This is a genomic window from Candidatus Pantoea symbiotica (genome assembly GCF_056491525.1).
Genome location: NZ_JBSZHR010000003.1, coordinates 585,278 through 610,762, shown reverse-complemented (window position 1 = coordinate 610,762; position 25,485 = coordinate 585,278). Strand labels below are relative to the sequence as shown.

General features: G+C 54.4%; 11 protein-coding genes. 6 read left to right on the top strand and 5 right to left on the bottom strand.

Translation table 11 applies throughout. The features are described 5' to 3' along the window. Window positions 1-111 precede the first annotated feature (111 nt). A complete protein-coding gene (gene malQ / locus ACXIZX_RS23500; protein WP_479405196.1) occupies window positions 112-2,154 on the bottom strand; it encodes a 4-alpha-glucanotransferase in 2,043 nt (680 codons plus the stop codon). Then, window positions 2,151-4,544 carry a maltodextrin phosphorylase gene (malP, locus tag ACXIZX_RS23495; protein WP_479405195.1) on the bottom strand — a complete coding sequence of 798 codons (2,394 nt, stop codon included), beginning with the start codon at window positions 4,542-4,544 and terminating at the stop codon, window positions 2,151-2,153. Before malP ends, malQ begins: the two co-directional genes overlap by 4 nt. Window positions 4,545-4,818: 274 nt before the next feature. Here malP and malT point away from each other — a divergent pair, with 274 nt between their 5' ends. Continuing rightward, complete coding sequence (gene malT / locus ACXIZX_RS23490) at window positions 4,819-7,521, top strand: HTH-type transcriptional regulator MalT (RefSeq protein ID WP_479405194.1); 2,703 nt, start codon at window positions 4,819-4,821, stop codon at window positions 7,519-7,521. A gap of 589 nt (window positions 7,522-8,110) precedes the next feature. Here malT and ACXIZX_RS23485 read toward each other — a convergent pair. Together ACXIZX_RS23485 and ACXIZX_RS23480 are read right to left on the bottom strand one after the other, a co-directional pair. Continuing rightward, window positions 8,111-8,644: a GNAT family N-acetyltransferase gene (locus tag ACXIZX_RS23485; protein ID WP_154156721.1), complete on the bottom strand. Its 534-nt coding sequence runs from the start codon at window positions 8,642-8,644 to the stop codon at window positions 8,111-8,113. 44 nt (window positions 8,645-8,688) lie between these two features. After that, window positions 8,689-9,198: an N-acetyltransferase family protein gene (locus tag ACXIZX_RS23480; protein WP_479405391.1), complete on the bottom strand. Its 510-nt coding sequence runs from the start codon at window positions 9,196-9,198 to the stop codon at window positions 8,689-8,691. A 63-nt stretch (window positions 9,199-9,261) separates the two neighbouring features. On the opposite strand from ACXIZX_RS23480, the gene ACXIZX_RS23475 reads away from it, so the two are divergent. Next, complete coding sequence (locus ACXIZX_RS23475; RefSeq protein ID WP_479405193.1) at window positions 9,262-9,834, top strand: helix-turn-helix domain-containing protein; 573 nt, start codon at window positions 9,262-9,264, stop codon at window positions 9,832-9,834. Between the two features lie 60 nt (window positions 9,835-9,894). Here ACXIZX_RS23475 and eptB read toward each other — a convergent pair whose 3' ends face one another. Continuing rightward, the gene (gene eptB, locus ACXIZX_RS23470) at window positions 9,895-11,547 is read right to left on the bottom strand and encodes a kdo(2)-lipid A phosphoethanolamine 7''-transferase (RefSeq protein ID WP_479405192.1); all 1,653 of its coding nucleotides are present in this window, start codon (window positions 11,545-11,547) and stop codon (window positions 9,895-9,897) included. Between the two features lie 453 nt (window positions 11,548-12,000). Here eptB and ACXIZX_RS23465 point away from each other — a divergent pair, with 453 nt between their 5' ends. The 4 genes from ACXIZX_RS23465 to ACXIZX_RS23450 all read left to right on the top strand — a co-directional run bounded on the left by ACXIZX_RS23465 (window position 12,001) and on the right by ACXIZX_RS23450 (window position 25,431). Further along, the gene (locus ACXIZX_RS23465) at window positions 12,001-13,665 is read left to right on the top strand and encodes a ShlB/FhaC/HecB family hemolysin secretion/activation protein (protein WP_479405191.1); all 1,665 of its coding nucleotides are present in this window, start codon (window positions 12,001-12,003) and stop codon (window positions 13,663-13,665) included. 12 nt (window positions 13,666-13,677) lie between these two features. Continuing rightward, window positions 13,678-24,039: a hemagglutinin repeat-containing protein gene (locus ACXIZX_RS23460; protein WP_479405190.1), complete on the top strand. Its 10,362-nt coding sequence runs from the start codon at window positions 13,678-13,680 to the stop codon at window positions 24,037-24,039. After that, the gene (locus ACXIZX_RS23455; protein ID WP_179452545.1) at window positions 24,029-24,655 is read left to right on the top strand and encodes a hypothetical protein; all 627 of its coding nucleotides are present in this window, start codon (window positions 24,029-24,031) and stop codon (window positions 24,653-24,655) included. The genes ACXIZX_RS23460 and ACXIZX_RS23455 overlap by 11 nt, the downstream gene beginning before the upstream one ends. A gap of 323 nt (window positions 24,656-24,978) precedes the next feature. Then, the gene (locus tag ACXIZX_RS23450) at window positions 24,979-25,431 is read left to right on the top strand and encodes a GNAT family N-acetyltransferase (RefSeq protein ID WP_179452546.1); all 453 of its coding nucleotides are present in this window, start codon (window positions 24,979-24,981) and stop codon (window positions 25,429-25,431) included. The last annotated feature ends 54 nt before the right edge of the window (window positions 25,432-25,485 follow it).

Here is a 25,485-nt window from a genome sequence, read left to right as displayed (position 1 = left end):
GTGCGCTTCGGCGCACCTTTTTTTGCCAGGTGCGCATAAATGCGCACCCTACAAAACCGTGCAGCCTGTAGGGTCGCCATTTATGGCGACCAGCTACATATAAATGCCCAATCAAACCCGCTTCCGCCGTTTATCAACATCCGCCAGCAACGCATTAATCTGCGCGTCAGCAAACATCTCCTCCAGCGAGGCGCTGAGTTTGCGCCGCCAGTTGGGATATTGACTGGTGGTGCCGGGGATATTCACTGGAGAAGCCATATCCAGCCACTCTTCGGGTTGCAGGCCCAGCAGCGCGCTGTTGCTCTCCGCCAGATAGCGCTGCATCGCCGCACTTAACGCGCGATCCATCACCTGCGGTTCGGCCTGCTCGGGCAAGCAATTGCTGCGTTGCAGGCTCTTAAACAGCGCGCGTCGTGCGGCCAAACGCGACTTGTTTAGCCCGGCAAGAATCTGCTTATCGGGATACAGTCCCAACTCGCTGCCCAGCCGTAAATCGTCGCTTTGCCACCAGCCGCGCAGGGTTGGCATATCGTGAGTGGTGGCGACCGCCATCGCCTGACGTGGCCAGCGGGCAGGGGCGCGAAAAGCCACTTTGGATGTCTGCTCAAAATAGAGCACTTTGTAGGAGTAGACGCCCGCTTGCTGCAGCTTGCCGATAATCTTCTCCGGCACCGTCCCCAAATCCTCACCAATCACCATGCAGTGATGACGCTGACTCTCCAGCGCCAGAATCGCCAGCAGATCGTCGATGGGATAATGGACATAGGCACCTTCCGCCGCGCTTTCGCCCTGCGGGATCCACCACAGCCGCAACAGCGCCATTACGTGATCGATGCGCAGTGCGCCGCAGTCATGCATGTTGGCGCGCAGCAGCGCAATCCACGGCTCGTAGGCGCGCGCCTGCATAATTTGTGGATCCATCGGCGGCAATCCCCAGTTCTGGCCCAGTGGGCCGAGAATATCTGGCGGCGCGCCGACGCTGGCCTGCAAGCAGTAAAGCTCGCGATCGCTCCAGGTTTCTGCGCCACCCTGCGCCACGCCCACCGCCAAATCGCGGTATAAACCAATCGGCATCGCCTGCTGCTGGCAAACCGCCCAGCAGTCGGCGAACTGACGGGCGGCCAGCCATTGCAGCCACAGATAAAAGCGCACTTCATAGGTGTGTTCGATGCGGAATGCGCGCACCGCTGCGCTGTCGGGCGACTGCAACGCCGCAGGCCAGGTTGTCCAGTCGTAGCGCTGAGGATCTTCGGCGATCTGCGCGGCGTGCAGCGCATCGAAAATGCCCTGATGCAGCAAACTTTCACCGCCTTGCTGCATAAAATGTTCAAAGGCGATAACCAGATCATCGTCCGCGCCGCGCTTCCTGAAGTGCTGCCAGGCGAGACGCAGCGCCTGCAGTTTGAGCGCAGTTACCGCTGAGTAATCAACCCACTCAGCATCCCGCGCCGCTTGTAACGCCTGCTGCGTGCTAGCCGCCTGCCACCAGCGTTGCGCTTCTTCACTCAGCGTAAAATCCTCAACGGCGGCGACGTCGATATACAGCATATTGAGCCAGCGCCGCGACGACGGGCTGTACGGACTGGCGCTTTCCGGCATTGCCGGGAACAGCGCATGTAGCGGGTTCAGCCCAATGCAGGCACCGCCACGCTGCGCGACCTCGACCAGCATCTGCTTTAAGTCGCTGAAATCGCCGATTCCCCAGTTGGATGCCGATCGCAGCGTATAAAGCTGAATGCAGGCGCCCCACAGCGATTGCCCTTGCTGGATGGCTGACGGCTCGTAACAGCGAACCGGCGCGACAATAATCCGGCAGTGAAAGGTCTGTTGATGTGCGGTGTAACTGAGCTGGTGATAACCCAAAGGCAGCGCAGGCAAAGCGATCGGCTGGTTGGCGATAGCGCGCCCGTGCCAGCTTTCGCCCTGTTCCGCGATCAGCTGCCACTCGCCTGCCATGCCGGGCGCAGGCAGCACAATCTCTGCGTGTTCTTCTTGCACGATCAGCACCGGCGGCAGCGGCGAAGCGTGCGGTTTTGCGGGATGCATCGCCGCCAGCAAACGCTGGCGGGTAACGGCAGAGACCGATTGCAGCTGACCGTGGGCGTCGATGTATTCGCTGGCGATTTCGGCGGTTGGTGTGATAGTGCTATTCATCGCGCGGCCTGCCAGATGCGTTGCTGATAGTCGCGGATGGCGCGGTCGGCGCTGAACATGCCGCAGCGCGCGGTATTGAGGATCGCTGCGCGCGTCCAGCCGTGCTGGTCGGCCCACAAGGTTTCTGCCTGCGCCTGCGCATTGAGGTAGTGACGAAAATCGGCCAGCACCAAGTATGGATCGCCGCCTTTAGCGCTCAGGCTGTGCAGCAACGGCTCGAACGCGGTGACGTCGCCGTCGCTAAAGGTGCCGTCTTCTAACGCTTTCAATACCCGATCCAGCTGTGCATCTTTTTTGCGCCAGGCATCAGGCGAATAGCCTTCCGCTTTCAACGCGCTGACCTGATCAACGGTGTGACCAAAGATAAAGATATTATCGGACCCGACCTGCTCGGCGATCTCCACATTAGCGCCATCCAGCGTGCCGATGGTCAAGGCACCGTTTAGCGCCAGCTTCATATTGCCGGTACCGGATGCCTCTTTGCCAGCGGTAGAAATCTGCTCGGAGAGATCCGCCGCCGGGATCAGCCGCTCGGCAACCGAAACGTTGTAATCAGGCACAAACACCACTTTCAGGCGATCGCCAATGCGCGGATCGTTGTTGATGGTGGCCGCCACTTTGTTAATCGCGTAGATGATGTTTTTAGCCAGCACATATCCCGGCGCGGCCTTGGCACCAAATAGAACCACGCGCGGCGTCAGGTTGGCCTGCGGATCGCTCACCAGCGTTTGCCACAGCGCGATAATGTGCAGTAGCGCCAGATGCTGACGCTTGTATTCGTGCAGACGCTTGATCTGCACATCAAACATCGCCTCAGGATTCACCTGGATGCCGGTGCGTTCAGCAATCCATTGGGTCAGCGCCACCTTGTTCTGCTGCTTGATGGCGCGATACTGCGCCTGGAATGCGGCGTGATCGGCGTAGGTTTCTAGCGCTTTCAGCTGATCGAGATCGGTGAGCCACGGCTGATCGAGGGTTTTAGTGATCAACGCCGCCAGCGCCGGATTGCACTGATTAATCCAGCGGCGCGGCGTGATGCCGTTGGTGACGTTATGGAATTTCTCCGGCCACAGCGCGTGATATTCCGGGAACAGATCTTTTACCACCAGCTGCGAGTGCAGCGCCGCCACGCCGTTCACCGCAAAGCCGCTGGTGACGCAGAGATTGGCCATGCGCAGCTGATTGTTGTGCACCAGCGTCAGTTTCGCCCAGGTCGCTTCGTCGCCCGGCCATTGCGCTTCCACCTGCTTTTTCAGCTGCGAATTGAGTTGGTTAACGATCAGCATATGGCGCGGCAGCAGGGCGCGCACCATGCGTACATCCCAGCACTCCAGCGCTTCAGGCATCAAGGTGTGATTGGTATACGCAAAGGTGCGCTGGGTGATGTGCCACGCCTCATCCCAGCTTAGCGCGTGTTCATCCAGCAGCAGACGCATCAACTCGGGGATCGCCAGCGTCGGATGGGTATCGTTGAGCTGAATCACCTCATAATCCGGCAAGCTGGCAATGCTGCGTCCGGCGCGCTGGTGGCGGCGCAGAATGTCCGCCAGCGAGCAGGCGCACTGGAAATATTGCTGCATCAGGCGCAGCTTTTTGCCGTTGTCGTGATTGTCGTTGGGATAGAGCACTTTAGTGAGTTTTTCGGCCTCAATGCCCGGCTGCTCGGCGCGCAGGAAATCCCCGTTATTGAAGCGCTGCAGATTAAACGGCTGCGCATGTTTCGCCTGCCACAGACGCAGCGGCTGGGTGACGCCATTCTGATAACCGACCACCGGCAGATCCCAGGCTTCGCCAAGAATTTGCACCGCAGGCTCCCAGCGCACAACGCCATTCTGCGTGATGACTTTGCCGCCAAGATGGACCGGCACGGTTAACGCCGCGTTGTGGTTAAACCACGGATAACTATCGCGCTGCCAGTTATCCGGCATCTCCTGCTGCGCGCCATCAACGAAGTGCTGGCGGAACAGGCCGTACTGATAATTGAGTCCGTAGCCGGTGGCGGGTTGTCCGACCGTCGCCATCGAATCGAGAAAACAGGCAGCGAGCCGGCCCAAACCGCCGTTGCCCAGCGCCGGATCGGTTTCACACTCTTCCACATCGCTCAGCGTGATATTCCATTCGGCCAGCGCCGCGTTGACCTCGTCATACCAGCCTAAGTTGAGCAGGTTGTTACCGGTCAGTCGGCCAATCAAAAACTCCATTGAGATGTAGTTAACGTGGCGCTGCGGCGTGGCGGATGGCGGCGCAGGCATCTCCGCCAGCATATCAGCCAGCGCGCCACTCAGCGCCTGCCACCATTGATTAGGCGTCATCTCTTGCGCATCGTGCAGACCAAAACGTTGCCATTGGCGGGTTAGCGCGTGTTTAAAACGGGTGCGATCAAATTTCATAATCAGTCCTGTAAGGGCGGAGGTGAATGTGCTTCATTCTGCGCGTCAGCCATTACGCGCTCCTCCTCCTGCACCAAATTCAGCGGGGAGGATGAGCGGGGAGGAGAGGCTGAGGGAAATCTTAAAGTGTGACAGGAATGTGATAACCGTCGCTTTTGTTAAGACTGCTTAATGGGTTCGCTTGCAATAGGTAAATGAATGTCTGAACGTATGTGACTATTAATTACGAAGCGTAAAATAATGATGCGCCACGTTTAGGGAGAAGCGTTCACCGATGTTAATACCCTCCAAACTTAGCCGACCCGTCCGCCTTGAGAACACCGTTGCGCGCGAGCGCCTGATGCAAAAACTGGGCGCGGCGGGCAATTACCGTTTGGTGTTGGTGACCAGTCCGGCGGGATATGGCAAAACCACGCTGATATCACAATGGGCGGCGGGGAAAGCCAATCTGGGCTGGTATTCACTGGATGAGGGCGACAATCAAGCTGAACGCTTCGTCGATTACTTAATCGCCGCCCTGCAGCAAGCAACGCAGGGTGGCTGTGCCTCCAGCGAAGCGCTGGCGCAGAAACGGCAGTACATCAACTTAAATGCGCTGTTCGCTCAACTGTTCAGTGAGCTGGCGGCGTGGCAGCAGCCGATTTGGCTGATCATTGATGATTACCATCACATCACCAATCCCGCGATTCATGACGCGATGCGCTTCTTTCTCCGTAACCAGCCGGAAAATGTGACGCTGATTTTGCTGTCGCGTAATTTGCCGCAGCTCGGCATTGCCAACCTGCGCGTGCGTGAACAGCTGATTGAATTGGGCAGCCAGCAGCTGGCGTTTACCCATCACGAAGCCAAACAGTTTTTTGATTGCCGCCTGACGACGCCGCTGGAATCGGAAGAGAGCGGGCGTTTGTGTGATGACGTGGCGGGTTGGGCGACGGCGTTGCAGCTGATCGCGCTCTCGACGCGTCAGGGCGCCAGCTCTGCCCAGGATTCTGCGCGCCGCCTGTCCGGCATTAACGCCAGCCATCTGGCGGATTATCTGGTTGAGGAAGTGCTGAATAACGTCGATAGCGCCACGCGACAGTTTCTGCTGAAAAGCGCGCTGCTGCGATCGATGAATGACACGCTGATCGCCTGCGTAACCGGTGAAGAGCAAGGGCAGATGCGGCTGGAAGAGATTGAGCGTCAGGGCCTATTTTTGCAGCGCATGGATAACTCGGGCGAGTGGTTTAGCTATCATCCGCTGTTTGGCAGTTTTTTGCGTCAACGCTGTCAGTGGGAACTGGCGGCGGAACTGCCTGCACTGCATCGCGCGGCGGCTGAAAGCTGGATGCGGCTGGGTTTTCCCGGCGAAGCGATCCATCACGCGCTGGCTGCCGGTGATGCACTAATGCTGCGCGACGTGCTGCTGCAATACGCGTGGACGCTGTTTAATCAGAGCGAACTCACACTGCTGGAAAATTCTCTCAAGGCGCTGCCGTGGGAGATTCTACTGGAAAATCCGAAGCTGCTGCTGTTGCAGGCGTGGCTGATGCAAAGCCAGCACCGTTTTTCCGAGGTGAGCAGTTTGCTGACGCGCTTTGAGCACTCCTGCAGCGAAGAGATTGATGATGTGCTGCGCGGCGAATTTAACGCGCTGCTGGCGCAGGTTTCCATCAACGACGGTAACGCCGAGGAAGCCGAGCGGCTGGCGATGCTGGCGCTTGAGGCACTGCCGGAAAGCCGTCAATACAGCTGCATTGTGGCCACTTCGGTATTGGGCGAAGTGATGCATTGCAAAGGCGAGCTAACCAGTTCGCTGAAGCTGATGCGTCAGACCGAGCAGATGGCGCGCCGTGAAGAAGCGTGGAATTACGCGCTGTGGAGCCTGATCCAGCAGAGTGAAATTCTGTTCGCGCAGGGATTTTTACAATCCGCTTATGAGATGCAGGATCGGGCGTTTGTATTGGTCAAAGAGCAGCATCTGACGCAGTTCCCGATGCATGAGTTCCTGCTGCGTATTCGCGCGCAACTGTTATGGGCGTGGGGCCGACTCGACGAAGCGGAACAGGCGGCGCGGGAAGGGATAAAAGTGCTGAAAGGCTATCAGCCGCAGCAGCAGATTCAGTGCCTCGGCTTGCTGGTGCAGTGTTCGCTAGCGCGCGGCAATCTTGATAACGCCCGCAGCCACCTTAGTCGGCTTGAGAATCTACTCAACAACGGATCGCTGCACAGCGACTGGATCGCCAATGCCGATAAAGTGCGGGTGATTTTCTGGCAGATGACCGGCGACAGCCAAAGCGCCAGCAGCTGGATGCGCCAGACGGCGAAACCGGAGTTTGCCAATAATCACTTCCTGCAAGGGCAGTGGCGCAACGTGGCGCGCGCGCAGATTTTGCTGGGAAATATGAGCCAGGCCGAAGTGGTGTTGGACGAGTTGAATGATAACGCCCGCGCGCTCAACCTGATGAGCGACATGAACCGCAATCTGTTGCTGTTAAATCAGATTTACTGGCAAACCCAGCGTAAAGCAGAAGCGCAGTTGGCGCTGACCGAAGCGCTGAAACTGGCGCGCAGCACCGGTTTCGTCAGCCATTTTGTGATTGAAGGTGAAGCGATGGCGCAGCAGCTGCGTCAGCTGATTCAGCTGAATACGCTGGATGAACTCGATAACCATCGCGCCAGACGCATCCTCAGCGAGATTAATAAATATCATCGCCATAAGTTTGCCCATTTTGACGAAGGCTTTGTTAGCCGCCTGATTAATCATCCCGATGTGCCGGAGCTGATCCGCACCAGCCCGCTGACCCAACGCGAATGGCAGGTTTTGGGGCTGATCTATTCGGGATACAGCAACGATCAGATTGCTGGCGAGCTGGATGTTGCGGCCACCACCATCAAAACGCATATCCGCAATCTGTACCAAAAACTGGGCGTGACGCACCGCGCGGAAGCGATGAATCAGGCGCAGTCGATGCTGCGGATGATGGGGTATGTGTAGGGGTTGGTCGCCATAAATGGCGTAATGCTTATCCATTAAGCCAGCGGCGATGGCGCTGGCCGGTGCCTCTTTTGGGCTGGCGGTCCTCGCGCCGCTAGCGCGGTACCTTCACTTCGCTCGTTTGCCTGACGGACCGGCGGAGCCGGGACGTCCTGTCCCGGCTCCGCCTTTCGCCCGCGTCCTGCGGGCTCTCCTGGCTTCCTCGTTCCGTTCAGCGCTGCGGATTGCCTGTCCAAAAGTGTCCCCGGCCTGCTCGTAAGCTTCAGTGCGTGTTGTTGAAAAGGGCACATTTTCAGAGGCGCTGGCACGTCTGCTGCGGCAAAAGGGCATTCGCAGCGCTGAGGCTTTTACGTTGGGCCAGGAGCCTCACGCATGGATGCGTGAGGCAGTTCGGGGCCGGCCAGGACGGCCGATCCGCGAACGGTCCGTTGGCACAACGTGGAAGCCGAAGGTACCGCGTTAGCGGCGCGAGGACGGCCCGTGACGCAGCAGATGTGTCAGAGCCCGCACCAAATGTAGATCAACATGCTTTCTTAACTGACAAGCATTACGCCATAAATGGCGGACCTACGTTGATTTGGCTGATTTTTTATGTGAGCCACTCTTCGCGGGTTAACTCCCATAATTCGTAATCGAGAACACCCGCCACATACTCTTTTTTACCGGTTTCTATCAGACGCATGCCAGAGTTACGTGAGATCATCACCGAGCCGGTATTCACCGCCGCTTTTGGCACGCGTAAAACTTCGCGGCCCAGCGTTTTAAACCAGAAATCATTCACGGCGTTGCAGGCTTCACTCATGAATCCACGTTGCTGCCACTCAGGCACCAACCAGAATCCGCGGTTATCATTTTCTCCATCGCGCAGTTCGATCAGCCCAATTAATTCCTCAGGTTTCTCCTGGCGTCTGATACTCCAGCACCAGCATCGACCTTCCTTGACGGCGGGCAACACCACGTTATCGACATAATCCTGCGCGGCACCTTCAGGGTAAGGCCAGGGTACATTGGCATTGAGATAACGCACGATCTCCCAGCGTGGGAAAGCGATTTGCATCGCCTGCCCATCGCGGCTTTCCAGCGGCTTCAGGATTAGTCGTTCCGTTTTGATTTCTGGCGTCATAGTTCCTCCATTTTGGGCTTTGGCTCCAGCCAGGTCATCGTCAATTAAGGTTGGTCCCTGTTATCCAGCCGTAGCTGCATAAATGTTAGATCCAGCCAGCGGCCAAATTTCGTTCCTACCTGTTTTATCTGTCTGGCATCGGTAAATCCTAGCTTGAGATGTAACGCGATTGAAGGTGTGTTTTCAGACTCAATGCCCGCCACCATCACGTGTTTACCTTGCGCGGTCGCATGCGTGATAAGTGACCGCATTAATGCTAATCCAAGACCTTTTCCCTGGGCGGCGTTATGGACATAAACCGAATGTTCAACCGTATAGCGGTATCCATCCCACGGACGCCAGTCACCATAGGAAGCGTAACCGAGCGCAATGTCATCCTCATCAACAGCGACCAGAACCGGAAATCCTGCCGATTGCCGATCTGACAACCATTTGATTCGGTTAGCAATATCGACCGTGTTATCGTTCCATATGGCTGTGCTGTTCTGCACTGCATGGTTATAAATATCCGTGATAATCGCTGCATCTTTTTCAACTGCCGGACGTATGTTCACCATAGACACCTCGCTGTTATGCCACTAAAGTAGACGCTTCGTACACTATCTTATATATCTACTATGTCAGACGAAAAATCCACTAAAGAAGATGATTTAAACGCGCGAATTGGCAAAAAAGTGAAGGCTGAAAGAGAAAAACGCAGCTGGTCGCTGACCGAATTGGCTGAGCAGTCAGGCGTATCACGGGCGATGATCCATAAAATTGAACGGGGAGAAAGCAGTCCTACAGCAACGTTGCTGGCACGTTTGGCGGGTTCGTTTGATATGAGCATGTCGCAACTGATTGCGTTGAGTGAAGTGCAAACGGGCACATTACTGAAGCAGCATCAGCAACCGGTTTGGCAGGATCCTGAAACGGGATATATCCGACGACATGTGTCGCCGGGGCAGATACCGCTCGATCTTGTCAGCATAGAATTGCCGCCCGGCGTTAGCGTGCCGATGCCGGTTATTTCCTATGTGTCGCGCCGTCAGCTTATCTGGGTTCTAGAGGGTGAATTACGTTTTCAAGAAGGCGATAAAATCTTCGAAATGCAGGCGGGCGATTGTCTTGAACTGGGCGATCCTGCTGACTGTATTTTCAGGAATGACTCGGAACAACGTTGTCGCTATGCGGTAATCGTACTCAAATAAAAGCAGCAGCAGTTAAACATCCATTATTAATGGACGTAAAACTGCCGCCTGGATTGTACCTTAATGCGCGCACCAGTTCCTGAGCGAATTAATTCCGCCATCCGGTGAGGTAAAACCTGAGCAACCTAATATCGAGTCGAATAACTTCTCGTGGAATACCGGCGTTTTGTCATTCTGCAGTTGCTGAAGTTTGGCAAATGACGCTTTGTTATTACTGTCACTTAAAAACTTGTCGGATGCCCAAACCATAATCGGCACCGTGCGCTGCGCCATCGGTGCATGATCGCGTGGCGTGCCGTGGAAATGCAGATTATCGGAAATCGATTCCCCATGATCTGAGGCATAAAACACGATGGCATTTTTATCTTTCAGGCTATCGAAAGTCTGCTTGAGAAAATAATCGGTATACAAAAGGCTATTGTCGTAAGAATTGATCATCTCCTGCGTGCTACAGGCATCATCAATGCCCTGACACTCCGGCGTATAGCGTGCAAACGCGCGTGGATAGCGTTCGGTATACATATAATGTGAGCCTTTGGTATGGAGAATCACAATATGTTTCCCCTGCGGATGACGCTGAATTGAGTCCTGCAATTCATTAATCAACGCCATATCATCCACCGGCTTACCGACATTACGTTTCTCCGCCTGAATAGATTCACGCATCGAATAACTGTCGGCCATGACTTTGTTATAGAACCAGGCTTCGCTTTGCATGGAATAGAGATCTTCCGAGAAGCCTTGCTTCTTCATCACCGTGAAGACATTCATCTCTTTTAGCGTGCGCTGCGGGGCTTCTGAGGCGCCACCTTCTCTGACAAACATACAACGCAGCGAGAGCTTGGTGGAGGTATCGCAGGAATAGCCCTGCAAGTGAACCAGGTTTTTTTCGTGATCGAGATAAGGCGTGTTATCGCGATCGTAACCATATAAACCCATATGATCGCGGCGGGCACTTTCACCAATCACAAACACAATATACAAGTTATCCGCATTTTTCGGTGGAACGTATTTAAAGTGCTCAGCGGGATCGTAAAGATTACGATTATCTTCAGCCTGGCTGAACGAACTATAAGCCAGCAAGCCAACGCCCGATAACCAGTTAGACGGTGAATAGGTACCCGCAACAATGCCGCCGTAGCTGGCCATCATGCGATTATTCTTCTTATCCTGTTCATCCTGCACTTTGCCCATTAAATTCAACGGCAACCAGCAACCTAATGCGGCGATAACAATGGCGATAGTTTTATAGGACCAGTAACGCTTTTTACTGATATTTGTTACTGGATTAATGCGCATTCCGCGCCAGATTAGCCAAAGCGGGACGATATTAATGATCACCATCCACAGCATAAAGTGCCAACCCACCGATTCCTTAGAAAGGTCTAATGAATCGGTGGCTAAAACTGCGGCTATAATTCCATAACCAATATCAATATTAAAGAAAATCATGTAATAACTGGCAGCGCTGGAGAATATCGCCAGCATGGTCATTAATACGCGCGACAGATATTTTCCGGTTAATGTTGTTAACAACGTTAACAGCATCACCAAACAAAATGCAGCGATGACCTCCGTCACTAATGAAAGGGTGTTATCAAACTGCAGTTGCGTATAGCGACGGATGAAAATCGGAATATTAAGAAGTACGCCGATATAGAGCGAAATAAACGCCGGTATATAAAACTGCTTAACCCAACCCTTTTTAAACATGTATTCCCCGTTATTATAATGAACAACTAAATCACTTGCCTGTAAATTGACAGCCCTAGGTAAGAGGATGGATTTGGGGATCAGTTCAACCATTGCTGGGCCTAAAGTATGTTATAATGTAACAACCAAAGGTAGGCGCTTATGCCTCGATTAGGGCTCGCTACCACCACATTCCCCTCAGACTGCTAATCAATGCAGTGAAGATCCTCATTCTGTATATGCATTTCTCTCATCATTTCATTCAGCATGCATGACCATGAAAGTAAACATTGTCGGTAAAAATGATGGAATGACTGACTATTTGCGTTAAGGGGAAACTTCATGATTTATAAAATTGAATAAACAGGAAATTAAAGTTTTTATAAGGAGCCAGGAACTTTCTGATTGTTAAGGTGATATTCTGCACAAAAGTGCTTACACAAAACTTACAATCAATTTCCCTTAAGTCTTATTATGATGGCAAAAACATGGATGTCACTGGCGCTGTGCGTCGGTATGATCACAACTTCTGCATTTGCGGCACCGTTAAATCCCGGCGACCGTGATTATATTCAGAACCAGCAACAGCAACGTTTGCAAAATGACCAGCAGCAGCGTGACGCATTGTGGAGTGCTACCGCGCCGCAGAGCACGCCAGCAGTGGATTCCGGCCAGGCCGGCCCCTGCTTTCCGGTGCAGCATATCGCTATTCGCAACGCCACGCTAATTTCTGCCAGCCAGCAGCAATCGCTGGCCGCACCTTATATTCATCGCTGCCTGAACTTAACCGAAATTAATTCGCTGGTGCATACCATTTCTGACTGGTATATGCAGCGCGGTTATATCACCAGCCGGGCATTTTTAATTGAACAGGATTTATCGCAGGGCGAGTTAATTATTCCGGTGCTGGAAGGGAAGCTGGATGCCATTCGTCTCGACGGCCAGCATCCGCGTTCATTACAGATGGCATTTCCCGGCCTGGAAAGCAAGGTGCTTAACCTGCGCGATATTGAGCAGGGCATGGAGCAGATTAACCGCGTGCGCACGATGCCGGTGCAGATCGAAATACAGCCGTCGCCTAAAACCGGTTATTCGGTAGTCAATCTAACGGCCAAACCGGAATTTCCGATCAGCGCATCATTAGGTTTCGATAATAGCGGACAGAAAAGTACCGGCGTTGGTCAGCTCAACGCGTCGCTGACGGGAAACAATCTGCTGGGACTGGCTGACCGCTGGTTTATCAGCGGCGGGCGTAGCAGCGCCTTCAGCGACTGGCGTGATGCGCAGAACCTGCAGGCGGGTGTCAGCGTGCCCTACGGCTACGGCTTACTCGATTATAGCTACAGCTGGAGCAACTATCACAGCAGCTTCGTTAACAACGGCTTTACCTGGCTGAGCAACGGCGACAACGTGTCGCACCAGCTTAACGGTTCATGGGTGCTGTTCCGTAACGGCGATATCAAAACCGGCGTTCAGCTCGGCCTGAATCATTACTCCAGTCACAACTATCTCAACAATACCCTGTTGCAGAGCAGCAGCCGCAAAATCACCAGCGCGCAGCTGGGACTCAATCACACGCAGAAAATCCTCGGCGGCGTCGCCACGCTCAACCCAACGTTCAGCCGCGGCATGCCTTGGTTCGATGCCGAAGATGACGCGGGCAAGACCGGCGATCTGCCCAAAGCGCAGTTCCGCAAGTGGAGCATCAGCGGCAGTTTCCAGCGGCCGCTGGCTGACAAACTGTGGCTGCTCAGCAGCATTTACGGTCAGTGGTCGCCGGATCGGCTGTACGGCAGTGAACGCCTGACGCTGGGTGGCGAAAGCTCGGTGCGCGGTTTTAAGGAGCAGTATCTCTCCGGTGATGCCGGTGGCTATCTGCGCAACGAACTGAGTTACAGCCTGTTCACGCTGCCGGTTCTGGGCGACGTCAGTGCGCTGGCCGCCATCGACGGCGGCTGGTTAAAGAGCGACGCGCAGAACCGCGAGTCCACCGGCACCTTGTGGGGCAGCGCGCTAGGTCTCAGCACGCGTGGCCGCAACTTCTACACCCAGTACACCGTCGGCATTCCGCTTAGCTATCCCGGCCATCTCCAGCCGGATCACGTCAGCATTTACGCCCGCGTCGGGCTGGTTTTCTAAGAGGCAAAGATTATGGACGATCGTCAACCCGTTTCCCTCGCCCGTCGCGCGCTGAGTTACCTGATTTGCTATCTGGTGGCGGTCCAGCCGATGCTGCCTGCTTTCGCCGCGCAAATTACGCCGGTAACACCGGGCACAAAAATGGATGCCGCCGGCAACGGCGTGCCGGTGGTGAATATCACCACGCCCAACGGCGCCGGGATTTCGCATAACCAGTACCAGCAGTACAACGTTGGCAAAGAAGGTTTAATCCTCAATAACGCCACCGGCCAGCTTACCCAGACGCAGCTTGGCGGCCTGGTCCAGAACAACCCCAACCTTAAAGCCGGGCACGAAGCGCAGGCGATCATCAACGAAGTGGTTGGCGCTAACCGCTCGCAGTTGCAGGGCTACACCGAAGTGGCGGGTAAAGCCGCTAACGTGATGGTGGCCAACCCGTACGGCATTACCTGTAACGGCTGCGGCTTTATTAACACACCGAACGTCACGCTGACCACCGGTAAACCGCAGCTGGATGCCAACGGCAATCTGGCTGCGCTGGAGGTGACGAAAGGATCGGTGATCGTCGAAGGTCAGGGACTGGACGGCAGCAGCGCCGATGCGGTGTCGATCGTCGCGCGCGCAACGGAGATCAACGCCGGGATCCATGCGAAAGATCTGTCTGTTACGGTCGGGGCAAACCGCGTGGGTACAGATGGTTCCGTCACGCCGATTGCCGGTGAAGGTGCGGCGCCGTCGGTGGCGGTGGATACCGGCGCGCTTGGCGGCATGTATGCCAACCGCATTCATCTGGTGTCGAGCGAAAAGGGCGTTGGGGTTAACCTCGGTAACCTGGTGGCGAAGCAAGGTGATATTCAGCTGGATGCCAGTGGTAAACTGACGCTCAACAACAGCCTGAGCAGCGGCGCGCTGACGGCAAATGCTGAATCAGTGACGCTTGGTGGGGAAAACAAAGCGTCCGGACAGGTCGCGCTCGGTGCACAGCAGGATGCAACGCTCAACAAAGGGACGCTGGTCAGCGACGCCGGAGTAAGCGTCACGGCGAAAGGAAATCTCACCACCAATGGCACCAGCATCACGGCAGGACGTGATATTCAGCTGAGTGGCGCAACCGTTGTCACGGACAGCAATGCCGTCGCGAAAGCCGGTAACGATATCAGACTGCAGGCGCAGGATCGGATCAGCAACAGCGGCCAGCTGACGGCCGGAAAAAACCTCAATATCTCGGCAAAACAACTCGATAATCGCGGCATGCTGGCCGGTAACACCACCGGCATTAGTACAAGCAGCCTGCAGAATGGTAAGGGCGCGGCCATCTCCGGCGCAGAGAGTCTAAGCCTCAGCAGCGACAGTCTGCTGAATCAGGGCGTATTGTCAGCGCCGGTGCTCTCACTCAGCAGCGTGCAAACCGACAACAGCGGGCTAATTCAGGGCAGCAAAGCGCTGACCTACAGCGGCAACCGCCTGAATAATCTGGCGGGCGGCACCCTGAGTTCGGATAACAGCTTTGCACTCAATCTGCCGCAGCTGAGTAACAGCGGGCTCATCACCAGCAAGGCAGCACTGACGCTGGGTGGCGACGCGCTCACCAACAGCGGAGAAATCAACGCTGCCAGCCTGTTTGCCTCAAACGCGCAGCTGAATAATCAGCAGGGCGGCCTGCTGCTCGCGGATAACACCCTCAGTCTTCAAAACGCTGCGCTGACCAATGACGGTCAAATCGCCGCAGCGACAACCACTGTTGATGCCAGTACGCTGAACAACAGCGGCACGTTGCAGGGCAAACAATCGCTGCAGGCCAGCGGCAAGGTGATAACCAGCAGCGGTACGTTACTGAGTGACGGCAAATTAACCATCGCAGCAGACACGCTCACTAACCGGGGCCAGCTGCAAGGACAACAGCTGGCGGTGACGGCGGGCAACTGGCATAACAGCGGCAATGCGTTGAGTGCGGGTGAAGGCGTACTCAACGCCGCAACGCTTGATAACAGTGGCAAAATTCTTGGTCAGCAGAACCTACAGCTCAAAGCAGATTCGGTTGATAACAGCGGCTGGCTGCTGGCGCAGGCGCTCAGGCTTCAGGGCGATTTGGTTAACAGCGGGCTGATTCAGGGCAGTGATGCACTGACCGTGATGGGCGATAAGCTCAGTAATAAAACCGGCGGCCAGTTATTGAGTGCCGGCACGCTGACTGCTCAGGCTGGAAGCCTGGATAATCAGGGCAGCATTCAGGCCGACATGCTTGATATGCGGCTGCAAAGCTGGCAGAACGCCGGCAGTGCTCAGGCGACCACGCAGTTCCTTGGTACGCTGAGCGGCGCGCTGGATAACAGAGGCACGCTGCTGAGCCAGAACGATTTTGCCCTCATCAGCGATAAAATTACTAATAGCGGTACGTTGGCGGCTAACCGACTCAGCATCACGGCACCTCAGCTGACCAACGCCGGACTGCTGCAGGGTAACAACTCGCTCTTACTGAACAGCGCGAATATCACCAACGCCTCCAGCGGTCAGCTTATTAGCGGCGGTTCGCTTACGCTTTCCCCGGTACAGCTGACCAATGCGGGCCTGTTACAGGTGGCGGATGACTTCAGCCTTAATGGCCGTGACCTCACCAACAGCGGACGCATCACCGCAACCAATCTGAAAGCAGACCTGAGCGGCACGCTGAATAACAGTGGTTCGATTGCGGCACAGCAGTTGAACGTTTCAGGTGATGTGCTGAAGAATCAAAGCCTGCTCCAGGGTGACAGCGGACTTAACGCGAATTTCAGGCAGTTCAGCAACCTGAGCGCGGGGCAGCTACTGAGCAACGGTATTCTTGCAGTGAAGGGCGCCACAGCTGATAACGCCGGTGTGTGGCAGGGCAACAGCATTGACTATCAGTTTGGCTCGCTGACCAACAGTGGCACGGTTTACGGTATTGACGCACTTAAAGGCCAATCTGACGGGCTGCTGGATAACCGTGGCAGCCTGACTGCGGGCGGCAACGCCAGCCTGACGGCGAGTAACCTGCAAAACAGCGGTAAGGTGCTTGCCGATAATCTGGTACTGCGCGGAAATAACCTTAGCAACAGTGGCTTATGGCAGGGAACATCCTCGCTGGATGCGCAATCGCGCGGCGCTTTAACACAGGCGGCTGGCGGCAAAACGCTGACCGGCGGTGACCTGCTGCTGAACGCTGCCGACCTCAACACGGCGGGCACAATCCAGGGTGACAATGCGCAAATCAGCGCAGGACGCTGGCAGAATCAGGGCTCGCTGCTGGGCACCGAAGGCGTGTCTGCGGACGTTACGGGTGAGCTGCGCAACAGCAGTGAAATATTGTCGCAGGGCACGGCACAGGTCAGCGCGCAGAACCTGAATAACAGCGGCTCGCTGCTGGCGGATAAAGCGATGACGCTGAGTGGCGATGCGCTGAATAACAGCGGCAGCGTGCAGGGCGAAACGCTGGCTATTACCCCGGCCAGCGTGACCAATCAGGGCAGTCTGATTGGCTTACAATCACTGACTATCGGTCCGGCGCTGGCCCGTGGTTTCCGCATGCTGGCGGTACAGTCGCAGCCCGCACGTGAATTAATCAACAACACCGGCGGTCAGCTACTTACGCAGGGCGCGCTGAACATTACCGGTGATGTCATCACCAACAACGGCAGCTGGCAGGGACAGCAAATCCTGCTGAACGCCACCCGCCTGGCTAACAACGGCGCGATTCAGAGCGCGGGCGATCTGACGCTCAACCTCAGCGATGCGCTGACGTCCGCCACTGGCAGTAAAATCACCGCGAACGGCAACGCTGCGCTCAACGCACTCAGCCTCACCAATCAGGGGCAGTGGATTGCCGGAAACCTGACGCTGAAAGGCACGACGCTGAACAACGGTGGAGAAATCTCCGGCGTTAACGGACTGACGGCAGTGCTCGGCGGCACGCTGACGCAGCAGCAAAATGGCGCGCTGTTATCAGGTGGCAAACTGGATGTTCAGGCGGCGACGGCTAGCAATGATGGCCGCATTCAGGGCGGTGATCTGACGATCACCACTGGAACACTGACTAACAACGGGCGGTTGCAGGGAGATAACAGCCTGTTGCTGACCACCCGTGGCCGCATCACCAACAACAATAGCGGGACGCTGATAAGCCAGAGCGTTCTGACGCTGACCACGCCAGAGCTGTATAACTACGGCCTGATTCAGGGCACCACCAACCGCATCACCGCCAGCAGCAGCGCGACCAACAGCGGAAAAATGCTGTCCGCTGGTGAACTTACGCTCACCACGCCTCAACTCACCAATAGCGGCTGGTTGCAGGCAGCGCAGCTGACGCTGAATGCTGCCAACGCCAGCAACAGCGGCACCTTGCTGGCCGATCAGCAGGGAACCTTAACCGGCTCGCAACTGCTGAATCAGGGAACTGCGCAGGGTGGCTCGCTGGCGGTCAATTATAGCCAGCTCAACAACAGCGGCACGCTGCTGGGTGTCAATCAGCTGAACGTGAAGACCAGCCAGGTCACGCAGCAGGCAGCGGGTAAACTTTTCAGCGGCGGCAACCTGCTGCTTGAAAGTACCGGATTCGATCAGTTGGGCCAAGTGGTGGCGCTGGGCGATGCCACGCTGAAACTCATCAACAGCTTTACTGCACGCAGCACGCTGGCTGCGGGTAATCGCCTGACGGTAACCAGTAACGGAGCGATTGAGAACCAGGGCACATTACAGGGGCAGGCACTGACGTTGAGTGCTGGCGGCGATCTGACGAACAACGGCCAGCTCACCACCGGAACCGGTGACAGCAGCCTGAGCGGTAACCGCATCAATATGAACAGCGCGGGCTCGCTGCAGGGTGGCGGCAACATTACGCTGGCCAGCCGCAGCGACGTAGCACTCAATGGCTTCACCGGCACGCGTGGCAGCCTCACCATTTCCTCGCCAGGCAGCATTGTGAATACGGCGTTACTTTACGCCGGACAGAATCTCAACCTGTACGCCAACAGCATTCAAAATCAGCGTGGCGATATGCTGGCAGGTAACAGTCTGTGGATGCAGCGCGACGCGGCGGGGAATGCCAATGGCGAGGTGATCAATACTTCGGGAACCATTGAGTCTGAGAGTGGTGATATCACGATTAAAACCGCACATCTGCTGAATCAGAGAGACGGATATCTGGTCACGGAGGAAACGCATCAGTATTTTGACGGCAGCGCTGCTTACATCGATTTACCCTTTTCTACGTTTGATCCAACGCAGTACACCTTAACCAAATATGTGAGCTGTGGAGGAGGGCGCAACGATAGCTGCCATACGAGCTATCCCTTAACCCTTAATGAGGATCAGCATCAGCAAAAGGTACTTGTCGAAGAGAAAATTGTAGGCGCGACTGCCAGTGGAGGAGCCGCAAGAATCGCAGCAGGTCGCGATATAATGGCCAGCGCTACAACGCTTGATAATGTAGCCAGTGATATTCTGGCGGGCAGGAACGCTTTCTTATCTGGTGATAGTCTGAACAACAGCTCCTCTGCGACGGGACGTTATCAGACCTGGCAAACATATGATTGTGGCGCCACAAGGTTTACCAGCTGCAACCAGAATGTCAAAGATGGAAAAATTTCCAACGCCTCCTCTTTCCGTTTTGGCTTTATAGGTCAACCTGAATATGTCTCAGTTGAGGACGGATATAGCTATCGTGCCGTCATTCAAGCAGGCGGCAACGTTAACGCCAGCTTCAGCGGTGATATCAGCAATACTTCCACGACTTCCAACGCCGGCTGGACAGGCACCACTGTCAATGCGCCTGCATTAAATCAGCTCGCCGCGATCGGCCAGGTGGCAGCTCAGCAGCGTCAGCAGCTCGCCGCCACAAATAAAGTGGCGATTAATTCTCCTGAATGGCGCGACCAGCTGCAAAATGCCCTGCAGCAGGTCAACGGTGGCACATCGCTGCAAAATGCACAGTCTGAAACCGTTGGGCTCTCAAGTCACAATGGCAAACAACAGGGCAACGCGAACCTTGGGAAAACCGCTGAACTGGCGTCAGGCAGCGCAGTAAAACCATCGGCTCTGGGCAGCTATGGTGCTTCAGCGGTGGATACCAGCGCCTATCCGCTCCCCACCAGTGACAATGGCTACTTTGTCTCTGGCGACAGCAGCAGTCCCTATCTCATCACCGTAAACCCGAAATTAAACGGTTTGGGGCAGCTGGACGCCAGCCTGTTTGGCGATCTCAATCAGTTGCTGGGTAAACAGCCTGGCAGCGCGCCACAGGAAAGCCGTCAGCAGTTTACCGACGTGAATACTTTCCTCGGTTCGTCCTATCTGCTGGACAGGCTGAACCTCAAGCCTGACAACGATTACCGCTTCCTTGGCGATGCGGCATTTGATACGCGTTACGTCAGCAACACCGTTCTTAATCAGACCGGCAGCCGCTATCTGAATGGCGTGGGTTCCGATCTGGACCAGATGCGTTACCTGATGGATAACGCCGCCGCGTCACAGCAGGCTTTAGGCCTGCAGTTTGGCGTGTCGCTTACTGCGGATCAGGTTGCTTCACTGGATAAGAGCATCATCTGGTGGGAAGCCACCTCGGTGAATGGTCAGACGGTGATGGTGCCGAAAGTGTACCTGTCCGAAAAAGATGCGGCGATGAACAACGGCAGCGTGATTGCCGGGAACAACGTGACGCTTTCTGGCGGTAACATCACCAACAGCGCCAGCAGCATTGTGGCGCAGAACGCTGTCAGCGCCGACAGCCAGAACAATATCGCCAACCTTAAAGCCGGGCTGATTAAAGCCGGAGGCGAGCTGAATCTCAGCGCGCTGAATAGCATCAACAACGTCAGCTCGACAATCAGCGGTAAAAAGGTGGCGCTGGAAAGCGTCAACGGTGACATCAACAACACTACCATCAGCTCACAATGGACGATCGGCGGCAACGTGCCAGTGCAGGCAAGCAAGACACTGCTTGGCCAGACGGCGGCGATTACGTCACTGGATGCGCTCAGCCTGAAATCCGGCAACGATATCAACATCACCGGTGCCTCACTGAACGCAGGCGGCGATTTGCTGCTCAATGCCTGGCACGACCTCAGTCTCAACAGCATCGAGACCAGCGAAAGCCGTAAAACGGGTAACAAGGAAACGCATAGCTCCGGAGCTGAACGCACGACCGTTTCCAGCGGCGGCAACCTGACGCTGGTAGCCGGGCAGGATATTACCAGCCAGGCGGCAGCGCTGGCAGCCGAAGGCGATATTGGTCTGCATGCGGGCCGCGATATCAATCTGAATTCCGTAGAAAACCGTTCAGGCGACAGCGAGCGCGGCAGTAAAAAAACGGTTATCAACGAAGCAGTGCGTCAGCAGGGCACTGAAATTGTCAGTGGTGGCAGCACGACGATGCTTGCCGGGAACGACATCACCACTCAGGCCGCTAGCATCACCGCAAACAAAGATATTGGATTACAGGCCGGCCACGACGTAAATATCACCACGGCGACGGAAAGTGATTATGCCTACAAGGAAGAAACTAAAACCAAAAAAGGCCTGTTCAGCAAGAAAACGACTCACACCATCAGCGAAGACAGCTCAACCACTGGAAAAGCTTCTCAGCTAAATGGCGACCAGATTTCAATCGTCGCGGGTAATGACCTGACTCTAAAAGGCTCCACTGTTGTCGGTGAAAACAATGTTGGTCTTAAAGCTGGCAACGATCTCACTATTACGGCGGCAACCGATACCCAGAGCAGCTATCGGCTGAGTGAAACCAAGAAGAGCGGCATGTTTAGCGGTGGCGGGATTGGGGTCACTTTTGGCAGCGCATCCTCGAAACAGCAGCTTAAGCAGGACGGCACTACAGAAAGTCAGAGTGCCAGTACCGTTGGCAGCACGGGTGGCAACGTAACGCTGGTTGCGGGTCATGACGCGCACGTAGCGGGATCGGATGTGATTGCTAAGCAGGACATCAGCCTGGTCGGCGGCTCGGTCACTATCGATCCGGGCAACGACACGTTAACGCGCCGTCAGAGCTTTGAGCAGAAACAAAGTGGTCTGACCTTAAGGCTAACCAGCCCGATTACTGACGCGTTACTGAGTTTGGGGTCTCAGGCTAAAGAGGCCGGACAGGCAGGAGACGATCGTCTTAAAGCGCTTAACGCGGTAAAAATGCTGGAGAGTGGCTGGGCAATGTCAGGCGCGGCAGGACAGTCTGCGGCAGCCCTGGCGAAGGGTGATTTAAATAATGCCGGCATTAAGATTGAGCTGAGCGTCGGTGCCAGCAAAAGCAAGTCTTCTTCAGAATACAACGCCAATACGATTAGCGGCAGTTCGCTTAACGGCGGTGGTAATGTCACTGTGGTTGCCACGGGTGCAAACGGTGCCAGTGGTGACCTGAATTTGACTGGCAGCGGTATCACTGGAGGTAACGTCACTCTTGCCGCAGCGCATGACCTCAACCTGATCGCCGCCAGCAACAATAGCGATCAGAAGAGTAGCAATAAGTCATCTGGCTGGAGTGCGGGCGTACATATTGCTATTGGTCAGGAAACCGGTATTGGAGTGCAGGCCAGCGGGTTCATGGCCAGCGGCTCGGAGAATGGCAACACAACGTCTTACGTTAATAGCCGCGTCAACGCGAAAGATAATCTGACGTTGAGCAGTGGGAACGATACGCTACTCTCCGGAGCTCAGGCGCTGGGTAACCGTATCACCGTTGATGCAGGTAACAACCTCACACTGACCAGCCTGCAGGATATCGACAACTACCAAAGTAAGCAGCAGAGCGCCAGCGGTGGCTTCAGTTTCACCTTTGGCAGTATGACTGGCTCGGCTGGGCTGAGTATTAGCAAGAGCAAAGTTAAGAGTGAATACGCAAGCGTTGGGGATCAGAGCGGTTTGTTTGCGGGTGACGGTGGCTATGACATTTACGTTGGCAATCATACACAGCTGAATGGTGCTGTAATCGCCTCAACCGCCCAAGCGGCAGACAACCACCTGTCTACCGGCACACTGGGCTGGGGAAGCATAGATAATCATGCTTCTTACAGCGCCAGCAGTGCGGCAATGGGTATCAGTGGAGGATATAACAGCAACAATAAACCGGGAGAGCAATATGCAGGCTCCGCGCTGCCGGCTTTAGTGAATTTGAATGGAAGTGCATCCGGCACAACACAATCTGCGATCTCAGCTGGCACCATTACGGTTCGGGATGAACGGAACCAGAAGCAGGATGTAGCGGATCTAAGCCGCGATACCGATAACGCGAACGGCAGTATTGGTAAGATTTTCGATAAGGAAAAAGTCGAAAACCAGATGGCTTTTGCACAAGGCGTACAGGAACTGGCGGGCAAGGTTGTCAGTGATGTCAAAGCTTACAAGCTGGATGAAGCTGCAAAACAGACCTCAGACCGCCTCCTTAAGGAACATCCTGAATACGCCAGTTTATCTAATGAAGATTTCAACACATTGGTTCGCAACGATTCTGGATATAAGGACGTGGCGGATAAGTGGGGTACTGGTGGAACTTATTCGATGGTTGCCAGTGCAGTCGCGGGTGCGCTTGGCGGCTTGAGTGCCAACAACATGGGCGCGGCAGCCAGCGGCGCAATGGCACCATATATTGCTAATGCTATAAAGAAAGCCACTACATCATACAACGCTGACGGCACAGAAAAGACTAATCTGGTAGCAAATACCATGGCGCACGCCGTGGCAGGTGCGATTCTGGCAGAGATTAGCGGTGGAGATGGCGCAGCCGGTGCTGCTGGAGCCGCAGGCGGTGAGCTGATAGCCCGGGCGATAGTGTCGGGAATGTATCCTGGCGTTAAGGCCAGTGACCTTACAGAAAGCCAGAAGCAGACCGTGAGTGCGCTGAGCCAGTTGGCAGCAGGCCTTGCGGGGAGCCTTGCCTCGAATTCATCAGCCGGGATCTCAGCTGGTGCGAGGGCGGGTAAGAATGCCGCAGAGAATAATGCCATGGGTTGCATGGGTTCTAATGAACCGATGTGCATCGGCAAGCCTGATGAAATGCTCTTTACAGGAGGTGGTGGGCGTGGGGGTGCTTCCGCTGTTTCTAAAGAAATTAGTGGTAAAGCGACTCGACCACCTAACATGTCTCCTGAAGGTGCAGGAAGAAATGGTGCATTTAGAGAGGCAAAGCGGCAAGCAGGAATTCCTGTTGGGCAAAATCCAAGTAATGTTTATCCTAATGTTGATAAACGTGGTAATTCTCAACCAGGGTTAATATATGAATTTGATGTGCCAAAGTCAGGCGGCGGTACTGCAAAGGTCTATATAAGAGATGATGCTGGGGGCCATAGTTTTGGCAGTGACAATCCTCAAAATCGGGGTGCACATTTTAATGATCCTAAAGGAAATCATTATGATTACTGATGTGATAGTTAGGCATGCAACAGATATTCAAGAGAAAAACGAAATAGCTAATTTTAGTACTCGGTATAATGTTTTTTTAAAAAATACTTCTGCTATAAGCTGGGAGCTATTAGAGTTTACAAGAAGCAAAGGTGCCGAGGTCTTACTCAAGGAGATGGTTTCTAAGTTAATGAATTTTCACCTTAATAGTTTACTGGTGTTTGTTGAATTTTCTGCACCGCAACCTAAAAATGCGGTTGTTAAACATAAAAAAACTTGGGGGCTGCTGGAGGAAAGGGGAGTGAATAGTACCATGATCAAAAACAAAAAAAACTATTCATTTGATTTTGAAGGTGGACTAAAACTAATTGGTTTTGGCGAAATTGATATTCAAAATAATAATGTCATAGAAAGCCTGATAAAATCGAATGAGGACGTTTTTTTTGCACTTGCAAATAAAAAATCGACTTTACTTCAAGGAGATATTGATTATGATATTAACAAGTCTAAATGGATGGAGGAAATTATTGAGCGCGATGGCATAATATTTTTCCCACTAGGATATAATGATGACACATCTTGTGAGATTGTTGCGCTAGGTAAGAGTAAAAACATTCATCCTTTGAGCAAAAAATGAAAGTTTGGAATGCTGGCCATCATTCTTCAATTCAGATGATGGCCAGTGATGAAATCATTAGAGAATATTTGGGGATGTTACATGGATAAGTAGGCGACACATACGCCATCTTAAATTCGTGGGTTAACACCTGATAATATTCCGTCTTGACATCTTTTTAGACGTTCGTGATAGAAGGTCTTGTTATTTCGGGTGAACAGTACGTTCCTTGCAAAGGGTGGCATTTGACCTAAGTGAATAGCGTCGAGTGCGCGTTTAGGTACCCAATTCAACATAATAAGCATACAGCGTCCCAGCCCCTCAATCAGGAATCAAAACCCTCCATGAACATCAAAATCCAGCAAACCGATCCCCTCTCATCAGAATCCCAGTTACTGGTTGAGAAACTATCAGCCGAACTCGCCAACATTACAGGCGACAACGGCAAAAGTCATTTCAACGCCCAGGAACTCAACAATGAGTGTTCTTTGTGGGTGCTAGCCAGAAATGAAGCCGGCAATGCCGTGGGTTGCGGGGCGTTGCGGTCGCTTGGGAACAATACCGCCGAAGTAAAACGCATGTACTCCGATCGTAGTGTGCCGGGCGTTGGCGCAGCGCTATTGGAGTATCTGGAAACGCGGGCCAAAAGTATGGGATACCGCGAAATTCGGCTATCGACCCGCGTTATCAATAGCCGTGCCGTGGCGTTTTATCACCGTTCCGGCTACGCGCAAATCCAGAGCTATGAACCTTACATCGGCAGAAACGAATCGATCTGTTTTGCTAAAACGCTGTGAGTTTGACAACCTACCAATGGTAAGTTGCTACTAGTAGCTTACCCATGACGGAGG

What these genes read in the sequence shown, in the direction of transcription:
- malQ (WP_479405196.1), bottom strand. Translation starts at nt 2,154, where the DNA reads ATGAATAGCACTATCACACCAACCGCCGAAATCGCCAGCGAATACATC.
- malP (WP_479405195.1), bottom strand. Translation starts at nt 4,544, where the DNA reads ATGAAATTTGATCGCACCCGTTTTAAACACGCGCTAACCCGCCAATGG.
- malT (WP_479405194.1), top strand. Translation starts at nt 4,819, where the DNA reads ATGTTAATACCCTCCAAACTTAGCCGACCCGTCCGCCTTGAGAACACC.
- ACXIZX_RS23485 (WP_154156721.1), bottom strand. Translation starts at nt 8,644, where the DNA reads ATGACGCCAGAAATCAAAACGGAACGACTAATCCTGAAGCCGCTGGAA.
- ACXIZX_RS23475 (WP_479405193.1), top strand. Translation starts at nt 9,262, where the DNA reads ATGTCAGACGAAAAATCCACTAAAGAAGATGATTTAAACGCGCGAATT.
- eptB (WP_479405192.1), bottom strand. Translation starts at nt 11,547, where the DNA reads ATGTTTAAAAAGGGTTGGGTTAAGCAGTTTTATATACCGGCGTTTATT.
- ACXIZX_RS23465 (WP_479405191.1), top strand. Translation starts at nt 12,001, where the DNA reads ATGATGGCAAAAACATGGATGTCACTGGCGCTGTGCGTCGGTATGATC.
- ACXIZX_RS23460 (WP_479405190.1), top strand. Translation starts at nt 13,678, where the DNA reads ATGGACGATCGTCAACCCGTTTCCCTCGCCCGTCGCGCGCTGAGTTAC.
- ACXIZX_RS23455 (WP_179452545.1), top strand. Translation starts at nt 24,029, where the DNA reads ATGATTACTGATGTGATAGTTAGGCATGCAACAGATATTCAAGAGAAA.
- ACXIZX_RS23450 (WP_179452546.1), top strand. Translation starts at nt 24,979, where the DNA reads ATGAACATCAAAATCCAGCAAACCGATCCCCTCTCATCAGAATCCCAG.